Genomic DNA, 17,715 nt, shown 5'->3' with positions numbered 1-17,715 from the left:
AGCGCATCGTGTATCTCAAGTCTCTCACCCTCAAGGGATTCAAGTCGTTCGCCGATCGCGCTCACATGGTGTTCGAACCGGGTCTGGCTGTCATCGTCGGGCCGAATGGATCGGGTAAGTCGAACATCTCGGATGCCATACTTTGGGTGCTCGGAGAGCAGAGCGCCCGCCAGCTGCGCGGCCAGGCCATGGAGGATGTCATCTTCTCCGGCTCCTCGGCGCGTCAGCAGGTCGGCGTCGCCGAGGTGACGCTCGTTCTCGACAACGCGGATCACGTGCTGCCCGTCGAGTTCGAGGAAGTCGCCATAACGAGGCGCATGTATCGCTCGGGCGAGAGCGAGTATCTCATAAACTCGAGCCCGTGCCGTCTCATGGATATCCAAGACGTGCTGCACGATTCCGGCCTCGGCAAGGACACCCACTCCATCATCTCGCAGGGCAAGCTCGATGCGATCCTGCAGAGTCGGCCGGAGGAGCGTCGAGCTCTCATCGAGGAGGCCGCAGGCATAGCCAAGCACAAGCGCCGTCGCGAGCGGTCGCAGCGAAAGATCGCATCGATGGACGAGCACCTGAAGCGGGCGCACGATATCAGACGCGAGATCGCTCGTCAGCTCAAACCGCTTGAGCGACAGGTCGATCTCGCGCGCACCTACGAGGAGCTGACTGCGCGCGCCCGAGAGCTCACGCAGATACTCGCCGTGGACGAGCTGCGGCGGCTGCAGTCATCTTGGAGCGAGCTCGAGACGCGGAGCAAGGAGAGCGCAGCGGAGCTCGAGCTCGCTCGATACCGCCTGTCGGAGCGCGAGAGAGATCTCGAGAAGATGCAGGTCACACTCGAGGAGAAGGGCCTGTTCGTCGGAGATCTCGGCGAGCAGCGGCGCCGCATGCAAGATGTCGTGGGTCGTATCGGCTCCGATATGCGGCTGCTCGAGGAAAAGGGCCGTAACATGGTCTCGCGCCTTTCCGAGATGCGCGGCGTCCTCTCCGGCTCGGAGCATCAGCGCCGCCGCATCACGCAGGAACTCGAATCGGCGACGGGCTCGCTTGACGAGGCGCGCGCGGCGCTCAGCCTCGCTGAGGGCGATGCGGCCGAGCTCGAGCCCGCGGCAACCGATCTGCGCGCGCGCCGAGCCGAGCTGGATGAGCGCATCTCGAGGCTTCGTCGCGATCAGCGCGACTCCCAAGCCGAGGCGGACGCCGCCTCACTCGAGCTCGCGCGCGTATCGGAGGCGCTCTCGAACGCCGACGTCAAGGACGCGCTGTACGCGTCCCGCCTCGAGCAGATGGGCGAGGCGATCGAGTCGACCCGCGCGGCGCTGGCAGCCAGTCGCGCCCGAGCCGCCGAGCTCGATGAAAACCTTGTCGCGGTGCGAACCCGCCGAGACCAGGCGACGCGCTCGATCGAGCTCGCGCAGAGCGTTCTGAGCGAGCTGCGAGCACAGGAGCGTGAAGCGCGCGACAGGCTGGGTGAGGTGCGCTCCGAGCTCTCGAGCCTCGAGAAGCTCGATGATCGCCTCGGCGACGCATCCCCTCTGGCGGCAAAGGTCGCCCGCGAGCGCAAAGGGTCGGTGGTGTCGCGTCTTGCTGACATCATCGAGGCCCCACCCGAACTCGAGGATCTCGTCGAGAGTCTGCTCGCAGATGATATCGACGCGATCGTGCTCAAGGACTCAGCGGCGCTTGCGGATGCGGGCTCCTTCGCGCTCGAGCAGACCGGCGTCTCGGGTTCGGCGGTTCTGGTCGCGCGCGATGTCCGCGCCCCCGACGCGGATCACGGCGCTCACGGCTATCGACTCGTGGAGCGGCTGCAGGTGCGTGAAGGCTACGGACCGGTGATCGCTGCGCTTCTGGGGCACGTGCATGTGGTTCCCACGCTGGCGGATGCGCTCGACGCACCAGCTGCTCCCGGGGTCGTCTACGTGAGCGCCGACGGCGCCCGCGTGCGCGACGGAGGGGTCGTCGGCGTCGGGGTCGCCGGGTCGGGCGGCACGAGCGGCACGCTCGAGCGGCGTCGCCGCATCCGCGAGCTGGGCCGTGTCGAACCCGATCTCGCCGCCGGCTTCGAACATGCTGCAGCACAGGTGAGCGATGCGGAGCGCGAGCTCCAGGAGGCGCGCGCTCGTGAGAGCGCGACTTCAGGCGAGCTGGCTGGCATCGAGGGGGAGCGTCGCTCTCTGATCGCCGAGGTCGGTCGACTCGAGCAGTCTCTCTCCGCGCTGCTCGCTGACGAGGCCGCGCTGAGACGTCAACGCGAGACCGCCGCCGAGCAGATGCGCTCCGCGCAGCCCAGGGTCGATGAGATCGAGCGCGTTCGCGATGAGGCGAGAGCCTCCGTCGGCGAACTCGAGCAGCGCCTGGCAGAGGCGGCCGAAGAGTTCGATCGCGTGCGGACCGAAGACGCGGAGGCTGCCGCGAAATTGCAGGATGCCAAGGTCAGGCAGGCTCAGGCACAGGAGCGCAAACGAGGATTGGAGATGCGACTGCCCGAGCTCAAGCGTCGCTTGGAGGGGATCGATCGACGCATCGACGCCACGACGCAGGCTTCAGGCGCGCTGGAGGTCTTGCGGCTCCGTATTGATCCCCTGCATGAGCGCTATGATTTGCTTGCAGCCTGCGCGATGAGCTGGGCTGCGCGTCTGCGCGATCAGGCGACGCTCGAGGAAGCGGATTCCGCCACACTCAAAAAGACGATCGAGGACGCCAAGGCGCAGCTCGCCTCTGCAAAGGCTGATCTGAATCGGGCGAGCGAGACGCAAAGTGAGATTCAAGTCGAACGCGGTCGGCTCGAGATTCAGGTGGAGCACGCCATACAGGCGATCACCGCGGATGGAACGACCGTGCTCGAGGAGGCCCTTGCGCTGCCGGCACCTCAGGACCCCCCCGCGCAGAAGCGAGAACTCAATGAGCTCGTGCGCAAGATCAACGGCTTGGGGCCCGTCAACCAGGTCGCCATGGAGGAATACGAGCGCCTGAGGAGCCGAGCTGACTACATCGCCGCGCAGCTTGCGGATCTCGAGTCGGCGCGCCGCGCGCTCGCAAAGATCATATCGGCGATCGATCGCAAGATGCGTCGACAGTTTCTGACCACGTTCGAGCAAGTCGATGCAAACTTCAAGCGCGTCTTCTCCATGCTCTTTCCCGGCGGGCAGGCGTATCTCGAGATGACCGATCCGGATCATCCGGCCGAGACGGGTATCGAGGTGATAGCTCAGCCGAGGGGCAAGCGCATCTCCAAGATGATGCTCATGAGCGGAGGCGAGAAGAGCCTGACGGCGCTTGCTCTTCTGTTCGCCGTCTATCGCACGCGCACCGTCCCGTTCTATGTGCTCGACGAGGTCGAGGCCGCTTTGGACGACTCGAACCTCTCCAAACTGCTCGGTGCTATCGACGTGCTGCGCAAATCGACTCAATTGCTTGTCGTCTCGCACCAGCGACGCACCATGGAGGATGCTGACGTGCTCTACGGCGTCTCGATGCAGGCGGACGGCGTCAGTCGCGTGGTCAATCAGAAGCTCGACCGAGTGACAGGAAAGGTCGTGAAGGTATAATGGGTCTATTCGACGCGCTCTCACGTGGGCTCGAGCGGAGCCGTGAGACGCTCAATGAGGTCTTCTACTTCGGCGGCGAGGTCAGCGAGGAGTTCTGGGAGGATCTCGAGGACACGCTCGTCATGGATGACATGGGCGCTGAGATCGCCATGAAGCTGACCGATGAGCTGCGCGAGATCGCCGCACGCAAGAATCTGAAGACCTCCCGGCAGCTGCGCTGCGCGCTCGCCGCCAGACTCGAGGACTATTTCGTGCCGTCTTCGTGCGATCCCATCTCCCAGACTCCCTCGTGCGTGCTGTTCGTGGGCATCAACGGCGCCGGCAAGACGACGACCGTGGGCAAGATCGCGAGCAAGGCCGTCGCTGCGGGAAAGCGGACGGTCATAGGATCGGCCGACACGTTCAGAGCAGCGGCTATCGAGCAGCTCGACATCTGGGGGGAGCGCGCGGGCGTCCCCGTCGTCAAGCGGACACGCGGGGCGGATCCGGCGAGCGTGTGCTACGACGTGCTCGATGAAGCGGATCGGATCGCCGCCGATCTCGTGCTCATAGATACCGCGGGCAGACTGCACACCTCCGCCGATCTCATGCGCGAGCTCGCCAAGGTCGTGAATGTGACGAGAAAGCGGGCCGAGCGCATGCGGGCGGGCCCCATGGCCGTTCATGTCGTGCTCGTCATCGATGCGACCACCGGCCAGAACGGACTGGCCCAGGCGAGTCGCTTCAACGATTCGCTCGGTCTGGACGGTGTCATCATGACCAAACTCGATGGAACCGCCAAGGGCGGCATCGCCTTGGCCGTGGCGTCGAAGCTGGAACTTCCCATTCTGGCTGTCGGCGTCGGCGAGCAGGTGGATGATCTGCAGACATTCGATGCGGGCGACTTCTCTCGCGCGCTCGTCGGAACCGGTGAGGAGTAACCGATGTTCAACAGTCTCTCTGAACGTCTGAATGACACGTTCGATCGCCTGCGCGGCAAAGGCAGGCTCACAGAGGCGGATATCGTCAGCGCCATGCGCGACATCCGCATGGCGCTGCTCGAGGCCGATGTGAATTTCAAGGTCGTGCGCGATTTCGTCGCGAAGACCAAGGAGCGCTGCTCGACCTCTGAAGTGATGGATTCGCTGACGCCGGCTCAAAACGTGGTCAAGATAGTGCTTGATGAGCTGACCGAGCTGCTCGGCTCGACTGAGAGCAAGCTCGTGCTCGGAAACCGCATACCCAATGTCATCATGCTCGTGGGTCTACAGGGATCGGGCAAGACGACCGCAGCGGTGAAGCTCGCCTATCTGCTGAAGAAGCAGGGCCGCTCGCCGATTCTGGCGGCAGCCGATGTCTATCGCCCCGCAGCCGCCGACCAGCTCTCCGCGCTCGGCAGCGAGATCGAGGTTCCCGTCTTTCGCGGCGACGGAGCCGATCCGATAGAGATCGCTCGCGGATCCATTCGAGAAGCCGTCGACACGATGCGCGATGTCGTCATCGTGGACACCGCGGGCAGGCTGCAGATCGACGAGCAGATGATGCAGGAAGCCGTCGACATCAAGCGCGCCGTCAAGCCCGATCAGATTCTCATGGTCGTCGATGCGATGACCGGTCAAGATATCGTGAACGTGGTCTCGACCTTTGCTGAGCGCACCGATTTCGACGGGGTCATCATCTCGAAACTCGACGGCGACGCCCGCGGTGGCGGCGCGCTTTCGATTCGCGCTGTGACCGGCAAGCCCATCAAGTTCGTTTCCATGGGAGAGAAGCCCGACTCGCTCGAGGTGTTCTATCCCGATCGCATGGCAAAGCGCATCCTGGGCATGGGCGACGTCGTCGGCATCATCGAGAAGGCTCAGGAGATGGCCGACGTCGAGCAGGTGGAGGCCGCCGAGCGCATGCTGCGCGAGGGCTTCACGATGAACGACATGCTCGACCAGATGCGCTCGCTCAAGAAGATGGGTGGTATGAAGTCCATCTTGGGGATGCTTCCCGGCGGCCAGCGGGCGCTGAACCAGATGGGGGGCAATCTCGACGAGCGCGTGTTCGATCGAAACGAGGCCATGATCATGTCCATGACGGCTCAGGAGCGTCTCAATCCCAAGATCGTGAACGGGCAACGTCGAGCCAGAATCGCTCGGGGCTCAGGTGTCCAGCCCTCTGATGTGAACAGCCTCATGAAGCAATGGGGCGAGATGAACAAGATGATGGGCAAGATGCGCTCCATGACCAACCAGATGGGCGGCGGCAAGCGCGGAAAGAAGGGCAAGCGCGGAAAGAAGATGCGCATGCCCCAGATCCCGGGAATGGGCGCTCTCGGCGGCCAGAGTCCCCTTGCCTTCGGAGATGACTCACAAGGGAAGGGGTCCGCAGATATGGATATGCTGCGCCAGATGGAGCAGCGTCTGCGCGGCGGGAGATAAGGGCGGCGACATCGGCCCGCTGACGTACAGATGGCATGCGGATCCGGTGCCATGTGCTCGATCGCACGCGTCACCGCAGACATCTGAGTCGATCTCAACAACACGATCAGAAAGGCGGCTCGCATGCATCGGTTGGGTATCTCCGTCTATCCGCAGCGCTCGACACCCGAGCGCGATGAGCAGTACATGAAGCTCGCCGCGAGCTATGGTTTCACACGTATCTTCACGTGTCTGCTTTCGGCGGACACCGCGGCGCTCGACACGTTTGGGAGCTTCACTCTAACAGCGCATGAACTGGGATTCGTCGTTGCGGTCGACACGAACGAGACCGTGTTCGATCGGCTCGGTGCCACGCCTTGCGATCTTTCGCCGTTCAAGCGCCTGGGCATCGACATCATTCGTCTGGACGCCCATTTCGGAGATTGCGGCGACATCGCGATCACGCGCAACCGCGAGCGCATCTCGATCGAGTTCAACGGAAGCGCCGCGCTCGCGTTGGACAACCTCATCGAGCGCGGGGCGGATCCCCATGCGATGCGGACGTGCCACAACTTCTATCCCGAACCCTATACCGGTCTTTCCGAGGAAGCGTTTACGCGCCTGTCGATGAGATACAGAAACATGGGGCTTGGCACGGCGGCGTTCATCTCGAGTCGGCAACCAGATACGTTCGGCCCATGGCCGGTTTTTGCGGGCCTTCCCACCTGCGAGGATGATCGTCACCGCCCGGCTGAGCTTCAGGCCCGGCATCTGTTCGCCACCGAGCTCGCCGATGATGTCATCTTCGGAAACGCATTCGCTTCCGAAGAGGAGCTCGCCTCGGTCGCCGCCGTTGATCAATGCCGGTCGCAGCTGGGGCTCGTGCTCGAGAGCGGCGTGAGTCCGGTCGAGCGGGAGGTGATCTGGGGTGCGTCGCATGCGACCCGCGGTGACGCCTCGGCCTATATGCTCCGCTCGTCGATGCCGCGCCTCGCGTTTCGCGATCGATCCATCGCCGCGCGGCCCTCAGGAGTCCAATCCTTCAAGCGCGGTGACGTTCTCGTGGTGAACGACAACATGGAGCACTACCGCGGCGAACTCGAGATAGCGCTCAGAGAGATCCCCGATGACGGGACGCGCAACCTGGTGGGCGCCGTGCCCCCCGAGGAGCTGTTCCTGCTCGACTACATAGCTCCGGAGCATCTGTTCGGATTCAAACGATGCTAGAGGTCCAGGTCGATCCCGGTCCGGCGGCCCTCCGGGGCCTCTCTTGAGGCCGCTGTCGGCAGATCGCCTTACATCTCGCTCGACAGTTCTTTGAAGCGCTCGCGCGGGATCCGGGAAGCTCTTGATCATGGCGCATATCGCCGCCGTGCGCGCGCACCGGTCCCATCGGCGTTCAGGGCGCAGGTGGATGCGATGATCTGGCCGATCCTGCGTGGTATCCACTGGAATCCCTCATGTTCTTCGCGCGCACAGCGCAGCATGAGCGGCGTCTGCGCTACAATAGCTGCACATAGCGTACAGTGCGGCAACGAGGTCGCCGCGGGTCCAAGAAGGAGCACAATGGCCACATTTTTTCCGGGTGAGTCCCACACGTTCTCAGAGTATCTGCTGGTACCAGGGTATTCATCCCAAGAGTGCGTGCCCGACAACGTCTCGCTCAAAACCCCTCTCACGCGTTTTCGAGCCGGCGAGCAGCCCGCCATCAGCCTGAACATCCCTATGACGTCTGCCATCATGCAATCCGTCTCAGGAGAGTCGATGGGCATCGCGCTGGCCACCGAAGGCGGTATGTCGTTCATCTATGGCTCGCAGTCATCCGAGGACGAAGCAGCCATGGTCAAGAGCGTCAAGGATCATAAGGCCGGCTTCGTCATCTCGGACTCGACCCTCACACCGGGTATGACCCTGGCCGAGGTCATGCAGCTCAAGATGCGCACCGGTCATTCGACCATGCCCGTTACCGATGACGGGCTGGCCCACGGAAAGCTGCTGGGTATCGTCACCTCGCGCGACTACCGACCGTCGCGCGACGACCCTGCGAAACGCGTGGAGGAATTCATGACGCCGCGCGAGAAGCTCATCGTCGGCGACGAGCACATCACCCTCAAGCGAGCCAACGATGTGATCTGGGACAGCAAGTTGAATGCGCTTCCGGTTGTCGATGCCAGCGACTATCTGTTGGGAATCGTGTTTCGCAAGGACTATGACGCGCACAAGACGAACCCCAACGAGCTTCTGGATGCGAACAAGCGCTATATGGTGGGTGCCGGTATCAACACCCGAGATTATGAGACGCGTGTTCCGCTTTTGCTCGATGCGGGGGCTGACGTGCTGTGCATCGACTCCTCGGAGGGCTACTCCGAATGGCAGAAGCGCACGATCAGCTGGATACACGGCACGTACGGCGAGGATGTCCATGTCGGGGCCGGCAACGTCGTGGACGCCGAGGGATTTCGCTTTCTCGCGGATTGCGGCGCGGATTTCATCAAGGTCGGCATCGGCGGCGGATCGATCTGCATCACGCGCGAGACGAAGGGGATCGGACGCGGACAGGCCACGGCGCTCATCGACGTGTGCCGCGCGCGCGATGAGTACTTCAAGGAGAAAGGCGTCTACGTGCCGGTCTGCTCAGACGGCGGCATCGTCTACGACTATCACATGTCGCTCGCCCTGGCCATGGGTGCGGACTTCATGATGCTCGGCCGCTACTTCGCTCGCTTCGATGAGAGCCCCACGGCGCGTGTGAACGTGAACGGTCAGTACATGAAGGAATACTGGGGAGAGGGTTCAGTGCGTGCCCGCAACTGGCAGCGCTACGACCTTGGTGGTGCAGCGAAGCTTTCGTTCGAGGAGGGGGTCGACTCCTACGTTCCCTATGCCGGTTCCCTCAAGGCCGGCGTGGAGTCGACGCTGTACAAGGTGAAGTCCACGATGTGCAACTGCGGAGCCCTCACGATCCCAGAGCTTCAGCAGAAGGCTCGACTCACGCTCGTCTCATCGACGTCGATCATCGAGGGTGGCGCTCACGACGTCGTGCTCAAGGATCACAACCAGTCTATCAGCTACCGCTAGGAGCAAGGAGGAGTCACGCCGTATGTGCGATGACACGGTTCACAACATGGATGTTCCCGATTACGATGCCGGACGCATCGAGAAGAAATGGATGCGCATCTGGGACGACGAGAACCTCTTTGCGCTCAACGAGAACTCAGCGCGTCCCAAGCGCTACGTTCTCGAGATGTTTCCCTATCCTTCAGGCGACTTGCATATGGGCCATGTGCGCAACTACACCATCGGTGACGCCATGGCGCGAGCCGCGCGCATGCGCGGCTTCGATGTCTTGCATCCCATCGGATTCGATGCTTTCGGCCTGCCGGCGGAGAATGCGGCGATCAAGCACCGCACGCAGGCAGCCGCTTGGACATACCGCAATATGGAGTGCGCGCTGGCAACCATGCGCCGCATGGGCTTCTCCTACGATATGGATCGCCTTCAGCAGACGTGCTCTCCTGAGTACTATCGCTGGGGACAGTGGATATTCGAGAAGCTGTGGGAACGTGGACTCGTTTACCGCAAGAAGAGCCCGGTCAACTGGTGTCCCGGCTGCAAGACGGTGCTCGCCAACGAGCAGGTCGTCAACGGCCGTTGCTGGCGTTGCGACTCGCTTCCGGAGCGGCGAGACCTCGAGCAATGGTACTTCAGGATCACCGAGTACGCCGATGAGCTGCTGGCCGACCTTGACAAGCTGCCCGGGTGGCCGGAGCGCGTCAAGCAGATGCAGGCGAATTGGATCGGTCGCTCCGAGGGAGCGGATATCGACTTCATCCTGTGTGATTCCGACGGCGAACCCGACCCGGATCAACGCATAACCGTGTTCACGACACGCGCCGATACCCTGTTCGGCTGCACGTTCTTTTTGCTGTCCCCCGAGTACGACGGATTGATCGATCTTGTCGAGGGCACCTCGTGGGAGGCCGGCGTGCGCGCTGTCATCGAGGGCGCGCAACGGGTATCCGCTGTCGAGCGCGCGCAGGGCACCCTTGAGAAGCACGGCGCGTTCACCGGGCGCTACGTCGTTAACCCGGTGAGCGGTCAGCGCGTTCCCGTTTGGGTCGCCGACTACATCGTCTCCGATTACGGAACCGGTGCCGTCATGGCGGTTCCCTGCGGCGATCAGCGCGATTTCGAGTTCGCGCGCAAGTACGATCTGCCCATCGTCCCGATCATCCTATCTGATGAGGATCGCCTCGCTCTTGAGGAGTCCGGTGAGTCCATCGATACCTACAACGGCGAGTCCGTCGATTGGGATCGCGCGCACACGGCTGAAGGCACGCTCGTGCAGTCCGGTAAGTACACGGGACTGCGAGGTGGAAAGCACTCCGAGGGGGAGGCCGCCATCGTCGCCGATCTGGAGGACGCAGGCGTCTGCAGACGCAAGGTCGAGTATCGCTTGCGCGATTGGCTGATCTCCCGCCAGAGATACTGGGGCAACCCGATTCCGGCCATCCACTGCGCGCACTGCGGGATCGTACCCGTGCCCGTAGACGAGCTTCCGGTCGTCTTGCCCGAGGATCTCGATCTCGGCGCGGGGGAGACGCTCGCATCCCATCCGGAATTCTATGAGACGACCTGTCCGATCTGCGGGGAGCCCGCGCGCCGCGAAACGGATACCATGGACACGTTCACCTGTTCAAGTTGGTATTATCTGCGCTACTGCGATCCCCACAACACCGATCTGCCGTTCTCGCGAGCGGCGGCGTCGCGCTGGATGCCTGTCGACAACTACGTCGGAGGCATAGAGCACGCGATTCTTCATCTGCTCTATTCGAGATTCTTCACGAAGGCCCTTCGCGACATCGGGCTGTTGGACATCGACGAGCCGTTCGAGAATCTGCTCACTCAGGGTATGGTCAAAGACGAGCACGGGGAAGTCATGTCCAAGTCGGTCGGCAACGTCATCGCGCCCGCTACGGTGATCGAGCCCTATGGGGCCGATACGCTTCGCCTGGCGATCCTGTTCATCGCGCCGTCCGAAAAGGATTTCAGCTGGGATGCGAATGCGGTGGAAGGGGCGAACCGCTTTCTCAGGCGCGCTTGGCGCGTCGTATGGCGGCTCTCCCGCGACGCGGGCGAGGACGCCCTCTCGGCGACGTGCTCCTCGCTTGACAAGTCATCGCTCGATGACGCCGCGCTCGCACTGCTGCGGGAGCGCCATCGCGCGATCGCGAAGTGCACGGCGGATTTCGATCGTCATCAGTTCAACACCGCCATCTCAGCGGTGATGGAGCTGGTGCGGGCCGCCAGCGCATGGGTCGGCTCGAAGGGGCGGCGCGATCCGGCCCTCTGCGGCCTCATCGCCACCGATATCGTCTCGGTGCTGGCACCCATCTGCCCGTTCTGGGCTGACGAGCTGTGGCATGAGGCCCTCGGTCACGCCGCGGACGTCTACAGCGCACCCTGGCCGGCCTTTGACCCCGAGGAGGCCGCAAGCGATACCGTTGAGATCGCCGTGCAGGTCATGGGCAAGCTGCGTACGCGCTCAGTTGTGCCCTCGGGTGCAACGAATGAGGAGATGCGGCTTGCGGCAGAGCATGCGGCGCGCAAATGGATCGCTGATAAAACCGTGGTGAAGGCTATCGTGGTTCCAGGAAGACTTGTGAACCTGATTGTCAGATAAGCGCTTCACATGATGTGGTCCTTATGGTATGCTATCTCGGAAACTGAAGTTGCAAACAGAAGGGAGTGGGGTTTCACCCCGCTTCCTTTCTTGTATGAGGAGGTGTCGCGTGGTCAAGACCAAGCTGGAGCAGCGGCTTATCGACGCGCTGGAGGCCGAGGCGTCCGCGCGCGACATCGATATCGTCGATGTCGAGCTCACCGGTGCGACAAAGGCGCCCTGTGTGCGCGTGCGACTGGAAAAAGCAGACGGGTCCGCGCTCTCACTGGATGATGTGTGCGCGCAGAACTGCTGGGTCTCGGCCGTCGTTGAGGATATCGATCCCGTCGCCGGTCGCTATACGCTCGAGGTCTCCTCACCGGGTATGGCGCGCCCTCTGCGCCGTCCACGCGACTTCGCGCGCTTCGTCGGTCAGACCGCGCAGATCGGGTTCATCCAGACGCAGGGTCCGGATGGTCGGAGCCGTTTGACGGGTCTGATACAATCCGCGAATGAAGACTGCGTCACAATCGCGCCAAAGGACGGCGAGCCGCTTGCGGTTCCGTTTGAAGCTATCAAGAAGGCCACGCTGAAGCCGAGCTATGACTTCGGGCGCGCGAGGGAAGGGAAATAGCATGGCATCCAAGATGATGGACGCTCTCATGGAGCTCTGCCAAGAGAAGCATATCGATCAGCTCTACCTCATCGACTGCCTGGAGCAGTCGCTGTCCAAGAGCTATGCCGACATTTTGCATCTGGAGTATGGCGCCGAGGTCACGATCGATCGCGCCACCGGCAAGGTCTATGTCTACGAGCTCGTGCCCAAAGGCGAGCCCGACGAGGAGACCGGCGAGTACACCGAGTTCGACAAGAAGGATGTAACGCCCAAGGACACCTCGCGGATCGCCGCTCAGCATGCGAAAGCTGAGATCAACGCGATCGTGCGCAACTCAGCGCGCGAGCAGATCTACGAGGAGTTCTCGGATCGGATCGGGGATATCATCACCGGTACGGTTCTGCAGTCCACTCCCGACTTCACCATCGTGAAGATTCGAGAGGGCGTCGAAGCCGAGCTGCCCCATTTTGACTTGCGGCGCTTCGAGAACGAGCGCAACGAGCGGCCCGCAGGTGAGCGCTACATGCACAATCAGCGTCTGAAGGCCGTCATCATCGATGTGCGCGATCCGAACTCTACGATGCAGCCGCAACGCGGAGAGCGCTCCAGACCGCCGATCGTCATCTCGCGCACGCATCCAGCGCTCATCAAGCGTCTTTTCGAGCTTGAGGTCCCCGAGATCTACGAGGGAACCGTCGAAGTCAAATCTATCGCTCGCGAGCCCGGACAGCGTTCCAAGGTCGCGGTTCATTCGCTCGACGATCGTCTCGATCCGGTCGGTGCCTGCGTCGGGCCCAAGGGCAGTCGCGTGCGAACCGTCGTGGGCGAACTTCGCGGTGAGCGCGTCGATGTCATTCTATGGGATGCGGACCCTTCGGTGTTCGTGGCCAACGCGCTGTCACCGGCGAAGGTGTCGCGCGTGCTCATCGATGAGGAGAAGAGCTACGCCGGCGTCATCGTACCCGATGACCAGCTCTCGCTCGCAATCGGCAAGGAGGGCCAGAACGCGCGGCTCGCGGCGCGGCTCACCGGCTGGCATATCGATATCAAAAATGAGACCCTCGCGGCCGATATCCTGAAGAACATTCCGGTCCCTGCGGCCGTCGATGATGACCTCATCTCCGATGATGAGCCCAGACGCTGCCAGTACGTCAGCGAGGACAACATCCGCTGCCGCAATCAGGCTCGTCCGGGTTCACGTTACTGCGGCGTGCACGAACAGGACGCCATCGAGGGTGCGGAGGATCTGATCTAGCGGTCGGAGGGCTCCGCTGCGCTGTGCGCGCGTCCTTCTGCACCCAGCTTCGATTCGTTTAATGCATGGTGGTGCACGCTTGCGTGCCCGAGAGGTAGGTGAATGGCTCATGGCGAAGGTTCGCGTATCGAGTCTGGCCAAGGAATTCGGAATGACGTCCAAAGAGCTGCTTGAGCATCTTGATGAGATGAAGATTCCCGCGAAGGCGCCGTCTTCGACGCTCGAGAGCGCCTACGTTGCCGTGGTGCGGAAGAATCTCGCTCCGCTCATCGAGGCGCGCGCCGCCGAGATCGAGGCGAAGCGCGCCGAGGAGCGCGAGGCGGCCGACGCCGCGAAGGCGGAGGAGGCCCGCCGGGCAGAGTCGGCGCGCCTTGCCGCCGAGGCGCGACGCGAGGAGGAGCGAAGGCTGTCCACAGCCGCCTTGGCAGCCGAGGAGACGGCTCGCGCCCGCGCCGAGCAGGAGGAGCGACTCGCGCGTGAGCGCGCCATCGAGGCGGAGAGAAGCGCGAAGCGCATGGCCGTCCCCCCCTCAGACTCCGGATCGCGCTTCCGCTCTCTGCTCGATCAGATCGCCGAGCAGGAAGCAGCGCTCAAGGAGCGCAAGCGCCTTGAGGAGGAGAAGAAGGCCGCTCTGGCAGCCGAGCGACGCGAGCGCCGACAGGATCGCTCGCGTGGTCGCTCCGCTCAAGGGGGCGCGCAGGCTTCTCAGGGCGCGCGTCGAGGTGCGGAGATACCCGCCGTGCCGAGCGCATCAGAGGCCTCTGGAGCCGAGAAGGCCTCCGGGAAGGGACGGCGGGCCAAAAAGCACACCGATGAGGACCGCTACACGCGCATGGCGCGCGAGGCGGAGGAGTACAGCCGCGAGCGCGTTCTCGAGGAGGCCCGTGCGGCCATCGAGGAGGCATCGCGCGAGTCGACCGGTCGTCGCAAGAAGCGCAAGGAGAAGCGCGTGCGGGAGGCCGAGCAGGTTCTTCAAGAGAGGAAGATCGAGGAGGCGCGCGCCAAGGGGCTCGATCCCGAGGAGCTCGACTGCGTGCAGGTGTCACAAGGTGTGACGGTGGCTGAGCTGGCCGAGGCGCTCGACGTTTCCGCCAACGATATCATCAAGCGTCTGTTTCTGCTGGGAACGCCGCTCACCATGACGCAATCTATGTCCGATGACCTCGTAGAACTCGTCGCCGATGATCTCGATCGTCAGATCAAGATCACGACGCCTGAGGAGGAGAACACGTTCACGTTCTTCGACGATCCGGATGACCTGCGTCCGCGTCCGCCCGTGGTCACGGTCATGGGTCATGTCGATCACGGAAAGACCTCTCTTCTTGACGCCATTCGTCACACCGGTGTCGCCGCCGGAGAGGCCGGTGGCATCACGCAGCACATCGGCGCCTCCGAGGTCACGATCAACGATCGGCAGATCACGTTCGTGGACACGCCGGGCCATGAGGCGTTCACCGCGATGAGGGCGCGCGGTGCTCGCGTGACCGATGTCGTCGTGCTCGTCGTCGCCGCCGATGACGGCGTCATGCCGCAGACCATCGAGGCGATCAACCACTCGAAGGCCGCCGATGTTCCCATCGTGGTGGCCGTCAACAAGATCGACAAACCCGGTGCCAATCCGGAGCGCGTGCGCAAGGAGCTTTCCGGCTACGGCGTCATGCCCGAGGAGTGGGGCGGTGCGAACATGTTCGTCAACGTCTCCGCCAAACAGGGCACCGGCATCGATGAGCTGCTGGAGACCATCTTGCTGCAGGCTGATGTTCTCGAGCTTCGCGCCAACCCCGATACCTTCGCCTCCGGCTACATCTTGGAGGCGAAGCTCGATCGCGGCCGCGGCCCGGTCGCAACGGTGCTCGTCAACCGAGGAACCCTGCACGTCGGCGATTCCTTGGTCGCCGGCATGAGCTACGGGCGCGTCCGCGCGATGCTCGATCAGCATGGCGAGCAGATCGAGGGAGCGGCTCCGTCTGATGCCGCCGAGATCTTGGGTCTGGGCTCGGTGCCTGCAGCAGGAGACGAGTTTCGCGTCTTCGCCGATGAACGCGACGCGCGCGATCTCGCCGAGCAGAGGTCGCTCAAGGCCCGCATCGAGGAGCAGAGCAAGATCAGACATGTGACGCTCGAAACCCTGTTCTCTCAGATGAGTGAAAACGAGCTGTCCGAACTCAACCTGGTCGTCAAAGCCGATGTCCAGGGCTCCATCGAGGCGCTCGCCGACGCGCTCGACAAGATGGACCAGACCGAGGTCCGCATCAACATCATCCACTCCGCTGTCGGTGCCATCTCCGAGACGGATGTCACCCTCGCGGCCGCATCCAACGCCATCATCGTCGGTTTCGGCGTGCGGCCCCAAGCCAAGGCGCGCGACCTTGCTGAGAAGGAGAAAGTGCAGATCAAGACCTACTCGATCATCTACAAGGCGATCGAGGACATCGATGCGGCCCGCATCGGCATGCTGAAGCCCACCGAGGAAGAGGTTCAAACAGGAACCGCTCAGGTCAGAGACACGTTCCGGGTTCCCAAGGCCGGTGTCGTCGCTGGTTGCATGGTCACCGAGGGCGAGATCGATCGAGACGATCGCGTTCGGGTCGTGCGCGATGGCGTCGTCGTGTTCGATGGAGAGTTCTCCTCGATGCGCCGCTTCAAAGACGATGTCAAAAGCGTGAAGGCCGGATATGAGTGCGGTCTGGGTATAGAGAAGTATCAGGATATCCACGTGGGCGATGTGTTCGAGGCATATAAGATCGTCGAAGTCGCCCGTACCGAGTAGGAGGAGATCATCAGGTGAAGCAGACCAGTGCGACCCGTAGACTCGGCGAGCAGCTTCGTGAGAAGCTGGGTTATATCCTGCTCACCGAGATATCTGATCCAAGGCTCGATTTCGTGACGATCACCGGTGTCGAGGTTTCGACTGATCGAGCGCTCGCGCGCGTCTTCATCACCTGCGAGCGCGATCGCTACGATGATGTCGCAGAGGCGCTCGAATCGGCGAAGGGCCGCATACGCAGCATCTTGGCTCGATCGCTCGATTGGCGCGTGACCCCCGAACTCGACTTCAGGATCGATCAGGCGACCGATGAGGCCGAGAGCATCACGCGAGCGCTGAAGAACGTTCCCGAGACGCTGTCGGTCGCCAAGAACGAGGAAGGATATCCGATATCGGATGACCGCGTCGATGAGTAGTCACTCGGGGCTCGTCGGCGATGATCTCGCTGCCGATCTCGATCGCGTGGCTTCGATGATCGTCGGCGCGCAGACGATCGCGATCTCCGGGCACACGTCGCCGGATGGGGATTCACTCGGGTCGGCGCTCGGCTTGGGTTTGGCCCTGCGCGAGCGCTACCCTGACAAGTCCGTCACGTGTCTGCTTGCCGACGATGCGCCGGTGCCGCGTATCTATCGTTTCTTGCCCCACGCGGACGAGCTGTTGAGCGCGGTGCGCTACGATGCGTCGCCCGATCTGTTCATCTCGGTCGACTGTCCGATTCTTGATCGACTGGCGGATTCGTCCGATGTCGCGCGTCGCGCGCGAACCGTTATCTCGTTCGACCATCATCCGGCACGTCATGAATTCGCAGGTGTTTCGCTCAGATGCGTCGATGCCGCCGCGACGGCCGTGCTCATAGAGGTCTTTCTCTATGCCGCCGACATGACGATATCCAGTGAGGTGGCCACTTGTCTTCTATGCGGCATCGTGACCGACACCGGCAGGTTTCAATATCAAAACGCGAATTCCGCGGCGTTCTTCAGCGCATCGAGACTCGTCGCGTGCGGTGCGCAACCGGCTCTCATCGCTCTGGAGGTCTATCAGAGTCAGCGCATCGAGTATCTGCGCCTGGAGTCGCTCGTCATGGGGCGGATCAAGACGGTTGCAGGCGGCAAGGTCGCCTACAGCTATGCTCGCGAAGTCGATCTCAGACGCTGCGGCGTCTCTGCCGATGAGTGCGACGGCCTCGTTGACGTCGTGCGGTCGGTGAACGGAGTCGAGGTCTGCCTGTTTCTCAGGGAGCTTGACGGAGATCGGGGGATTCGCGGCAATCTTCGCTCCAAAGCCGACATAGATGTCTCCGGTGTTGCGGACGCCTTTGGCGGCGGCGGCCATGCCGCCGCCGCGGGGTTCACCTATCATGGATCGATCAAGGCCGGGCTCAGCGAGATTCTGCCGCTTTTGCTCGAACTGGTTGGCGCTGATGTCTCCGAGATGCCCGCCTCGCTGAGATCCGGAGTTTCGGCGAAGAGCCGATGAGGAT

The 17,715-nt window shown here is 62.7% G+C and carries 11 protein-coding genes; all 11 read left to right on the top strand.

Annotation, left to right across the window (positions count from 1 at the left end):
* The first annotated feature begins 8 nt into the window (after positions 1-8).
* The 11 genes from smc to CORGL_RS05315 all read left to right on the top strand — a co-directional run bounded on the left by smc (position 9) and on the right by CORGL_RS05315 (position 17,711).
* Positions 9-3,548, top strand: coding sequence for a chromosome segregation protein SMC (gene smc / locus CORGL_RS05365; RefSeq protein WP_013708902.1), 3,540 nt, complete (start codon positions 9-11; stop codon positions 3,546-3,548).
* Positions 3,548-4,468, top strand: a complete 921-nt coding sequence (gene ftsY, locus CORGL_RS05360) for a signal recognition particle-docking protein FtsY (RefSeq protein ID WP_013708901.1) — start codon at positions 3,548-3,550, stop codon at positions 4,466-4,468. The genes smc and ftsY overlap by 1 nt, the downstream gene beginning before the upstream one ends.
* A gap of 3 nt (positions 4,469-4,471) precedes the next feature.
* Positions 4,472-5,953 (top strand): signal recognition particle protein, encoded by a 1,482-nt coding sequence (gene ffh / locus CORGL_RS05355; protein ID WP_013708900.1) that lies wholly within the window; start codon positions 4,472-4,474, stop codon positions 5,951-5,953.
* Positions 5,954-6,076: 123 nt separating this feature from the next.
* A complete protein-coding gene (locus tag CORGL_RS05350) occupies positions 6,077-7,159 on the top strand; it encodes a DUF871 domain-containing protein (RefSeq protein WP_013708899.1) in 1,083 nt (360 codons plus the stop codon).
* Between the two features lie 339 nt (positions 7,160-7,498).
* The gene (locus CORGL_RS05345; RefSeq protein WP_013708898.1) at positions 7,499-9,010 is read left to right on the top strand and encodes an IMP dehydrogenase; all 1,512 of its coding nucleotides are present in this window, start codon (positions 7,499-7,501) and stop codon (positions 9,008-9,010) included.
* A 22-nt stretch (positions 9,011-9,032) separates the two neighbouring features.
* Positions 9,033-11,615 (top strand): leucine--tRNA ligase, encoded by a 2,583-nt coding sequence (leuS, locus tag CORGL_RS05340; RefSeq protein ID WP_013708897.1) that lies wholly within the window; start codon positions 9,033-9,035, stop codon positions 11,613-11,615.
* Positions 11,616-11,724: 109 nt separating this feature from the next.
* Positions 11,725-12,228 carry a ribosome maturation factor RimP gene (locus CORGL_RS05335; RefSeq protein WP_013708896.1) on the top strand — a complete coding sequence of 168 codons (504 nt, stop codon included), beginning with the start codon at positions 11,725-11,727 and terminating at the stop codon, positions 12,226-12,228.
* A 1-nt stretch (position 12,229) separates the two neighbouring features.
* Positions 12,230-13,465: a transcription termination factor NusA gene (gene nusA / locus CORGL_RS05330; protein ID WP_013708895.1), complete on the top strand. Its 1,236-nt coding sequence runs from the start codon at positions 12,230-12,232 to the stop codon at positions 13,463-13,465.
* 109 nt (positions 13,466-13,574) lie between these two features.
* Positions 13,575-16,235 (top strand): translation initiation factor IF-2, encoded by a 2,661-nt coding sequence (gene infB / locus CORGL_RS05325; protein WP_013708894.1) that lies wholly within the window; start codon positions 13,575-13,577, stop codon positions 16,233-16,235.
* 14 nt (positions 16,236-16,249) lie between these two features.
* Positions 16,250-16,648, top strand: coding sequence for a 30S ribosome-binding factor RbfA (rbfA, locus tag CORGL_RS05320; RefSeq protein ID WP_013708893.1), 399 nt, complete (start codon positions 16,250-16,252; stop codon positions 16,646-16,648).
* A complete protein-coding gene (locus CORGL_RS05315; protein WP_013708892.1) occupies positions 16,641-17,711 on the top strand; it encodes a DHH family phosphoesterase in 1,071 nt (356 codons plus the stop codon). Before rbfA ends, CORGL_RS05315 begins: the two co-directional genes overlap by 8 nt.
* Positions 17,712-17,715 lie beyond the last annotated feature (4 nt).

The organism is Coriobacterium glomerans PW2, from assembly GCF_000195315.1.
In the GTDB taxonomy this organism is placed as follows: domain Bacteria; phylum Actinomycetota; class Coriobacteriia; order Coriobacteriales; family Coriobacteriaceae; genus Coriobacterium; species Coriobacterium glomerans.
Note: the sequence above shows the minus strand (reverse complement) of the source record. Positions and strands in the feature narration are given on the sequence as shown.

What these genes read in the sequence shown, in the direction of transcription:
- ftsY (WP_013708901.1), top strand. Translation starts at nt 3,548, where the DNA reads ATGGGTCTATTCGACGCGCTCTCACGTGGGCTCGAGCGGAGCCGTGAG.
- ffh (WP_013708900.1), top strand. Translation starts at nt 4,472, where the DNA reads ATGTTCAACAGTCTCTCTGAACGTCTGAATGACACGTTCGATCGCCTG.
- CORGL_RS05350 (WP_013708899.1), top strand. Translation starts at nt 6,077, where the DNA reads ATGCATCGGTTGGGTATCTCCGTCTATCCGCAGCGCTCGACACCCGAG.
- CORGL_RS05345 (WP_013708898.1), top strand. Translation starts at nt 7,499, where the DNA reads ATGGCCACATTTTTTCCGGGTGAGTCCCACACGTTCTCAGAGTATCTG.
- leuS (WP_013708897.1), top strand. Translation starts at nt 9,033, where the DNA reads ATGTGCGATGACACGGTTCACAACATGGATGTTCCCGATTACGATGCC.
- nusA (WP_013708895.1), top strand. Translation starts at nt 12,230, where the DNA reads ATGGCATCCAAGATGATGGACGCTCTCATGGAGCTCTGCCAAGAGAAG.
- infB (WP_013708894.1), top strand. Translation starts at nt 13,575, where the DNA reads ATGGCGAAGGTTCGCGTATCGAGTCTGGCCAAGGAATTCGGAATGACG.
- CORGL_RS05315 (WP_013708892.1), top strand. Translation starts at nt 16,641, where the DNA reads ATGAGTAGTCACTCGGGGCTCGTCGGCGATGATCTCGCTGCCGATCTC.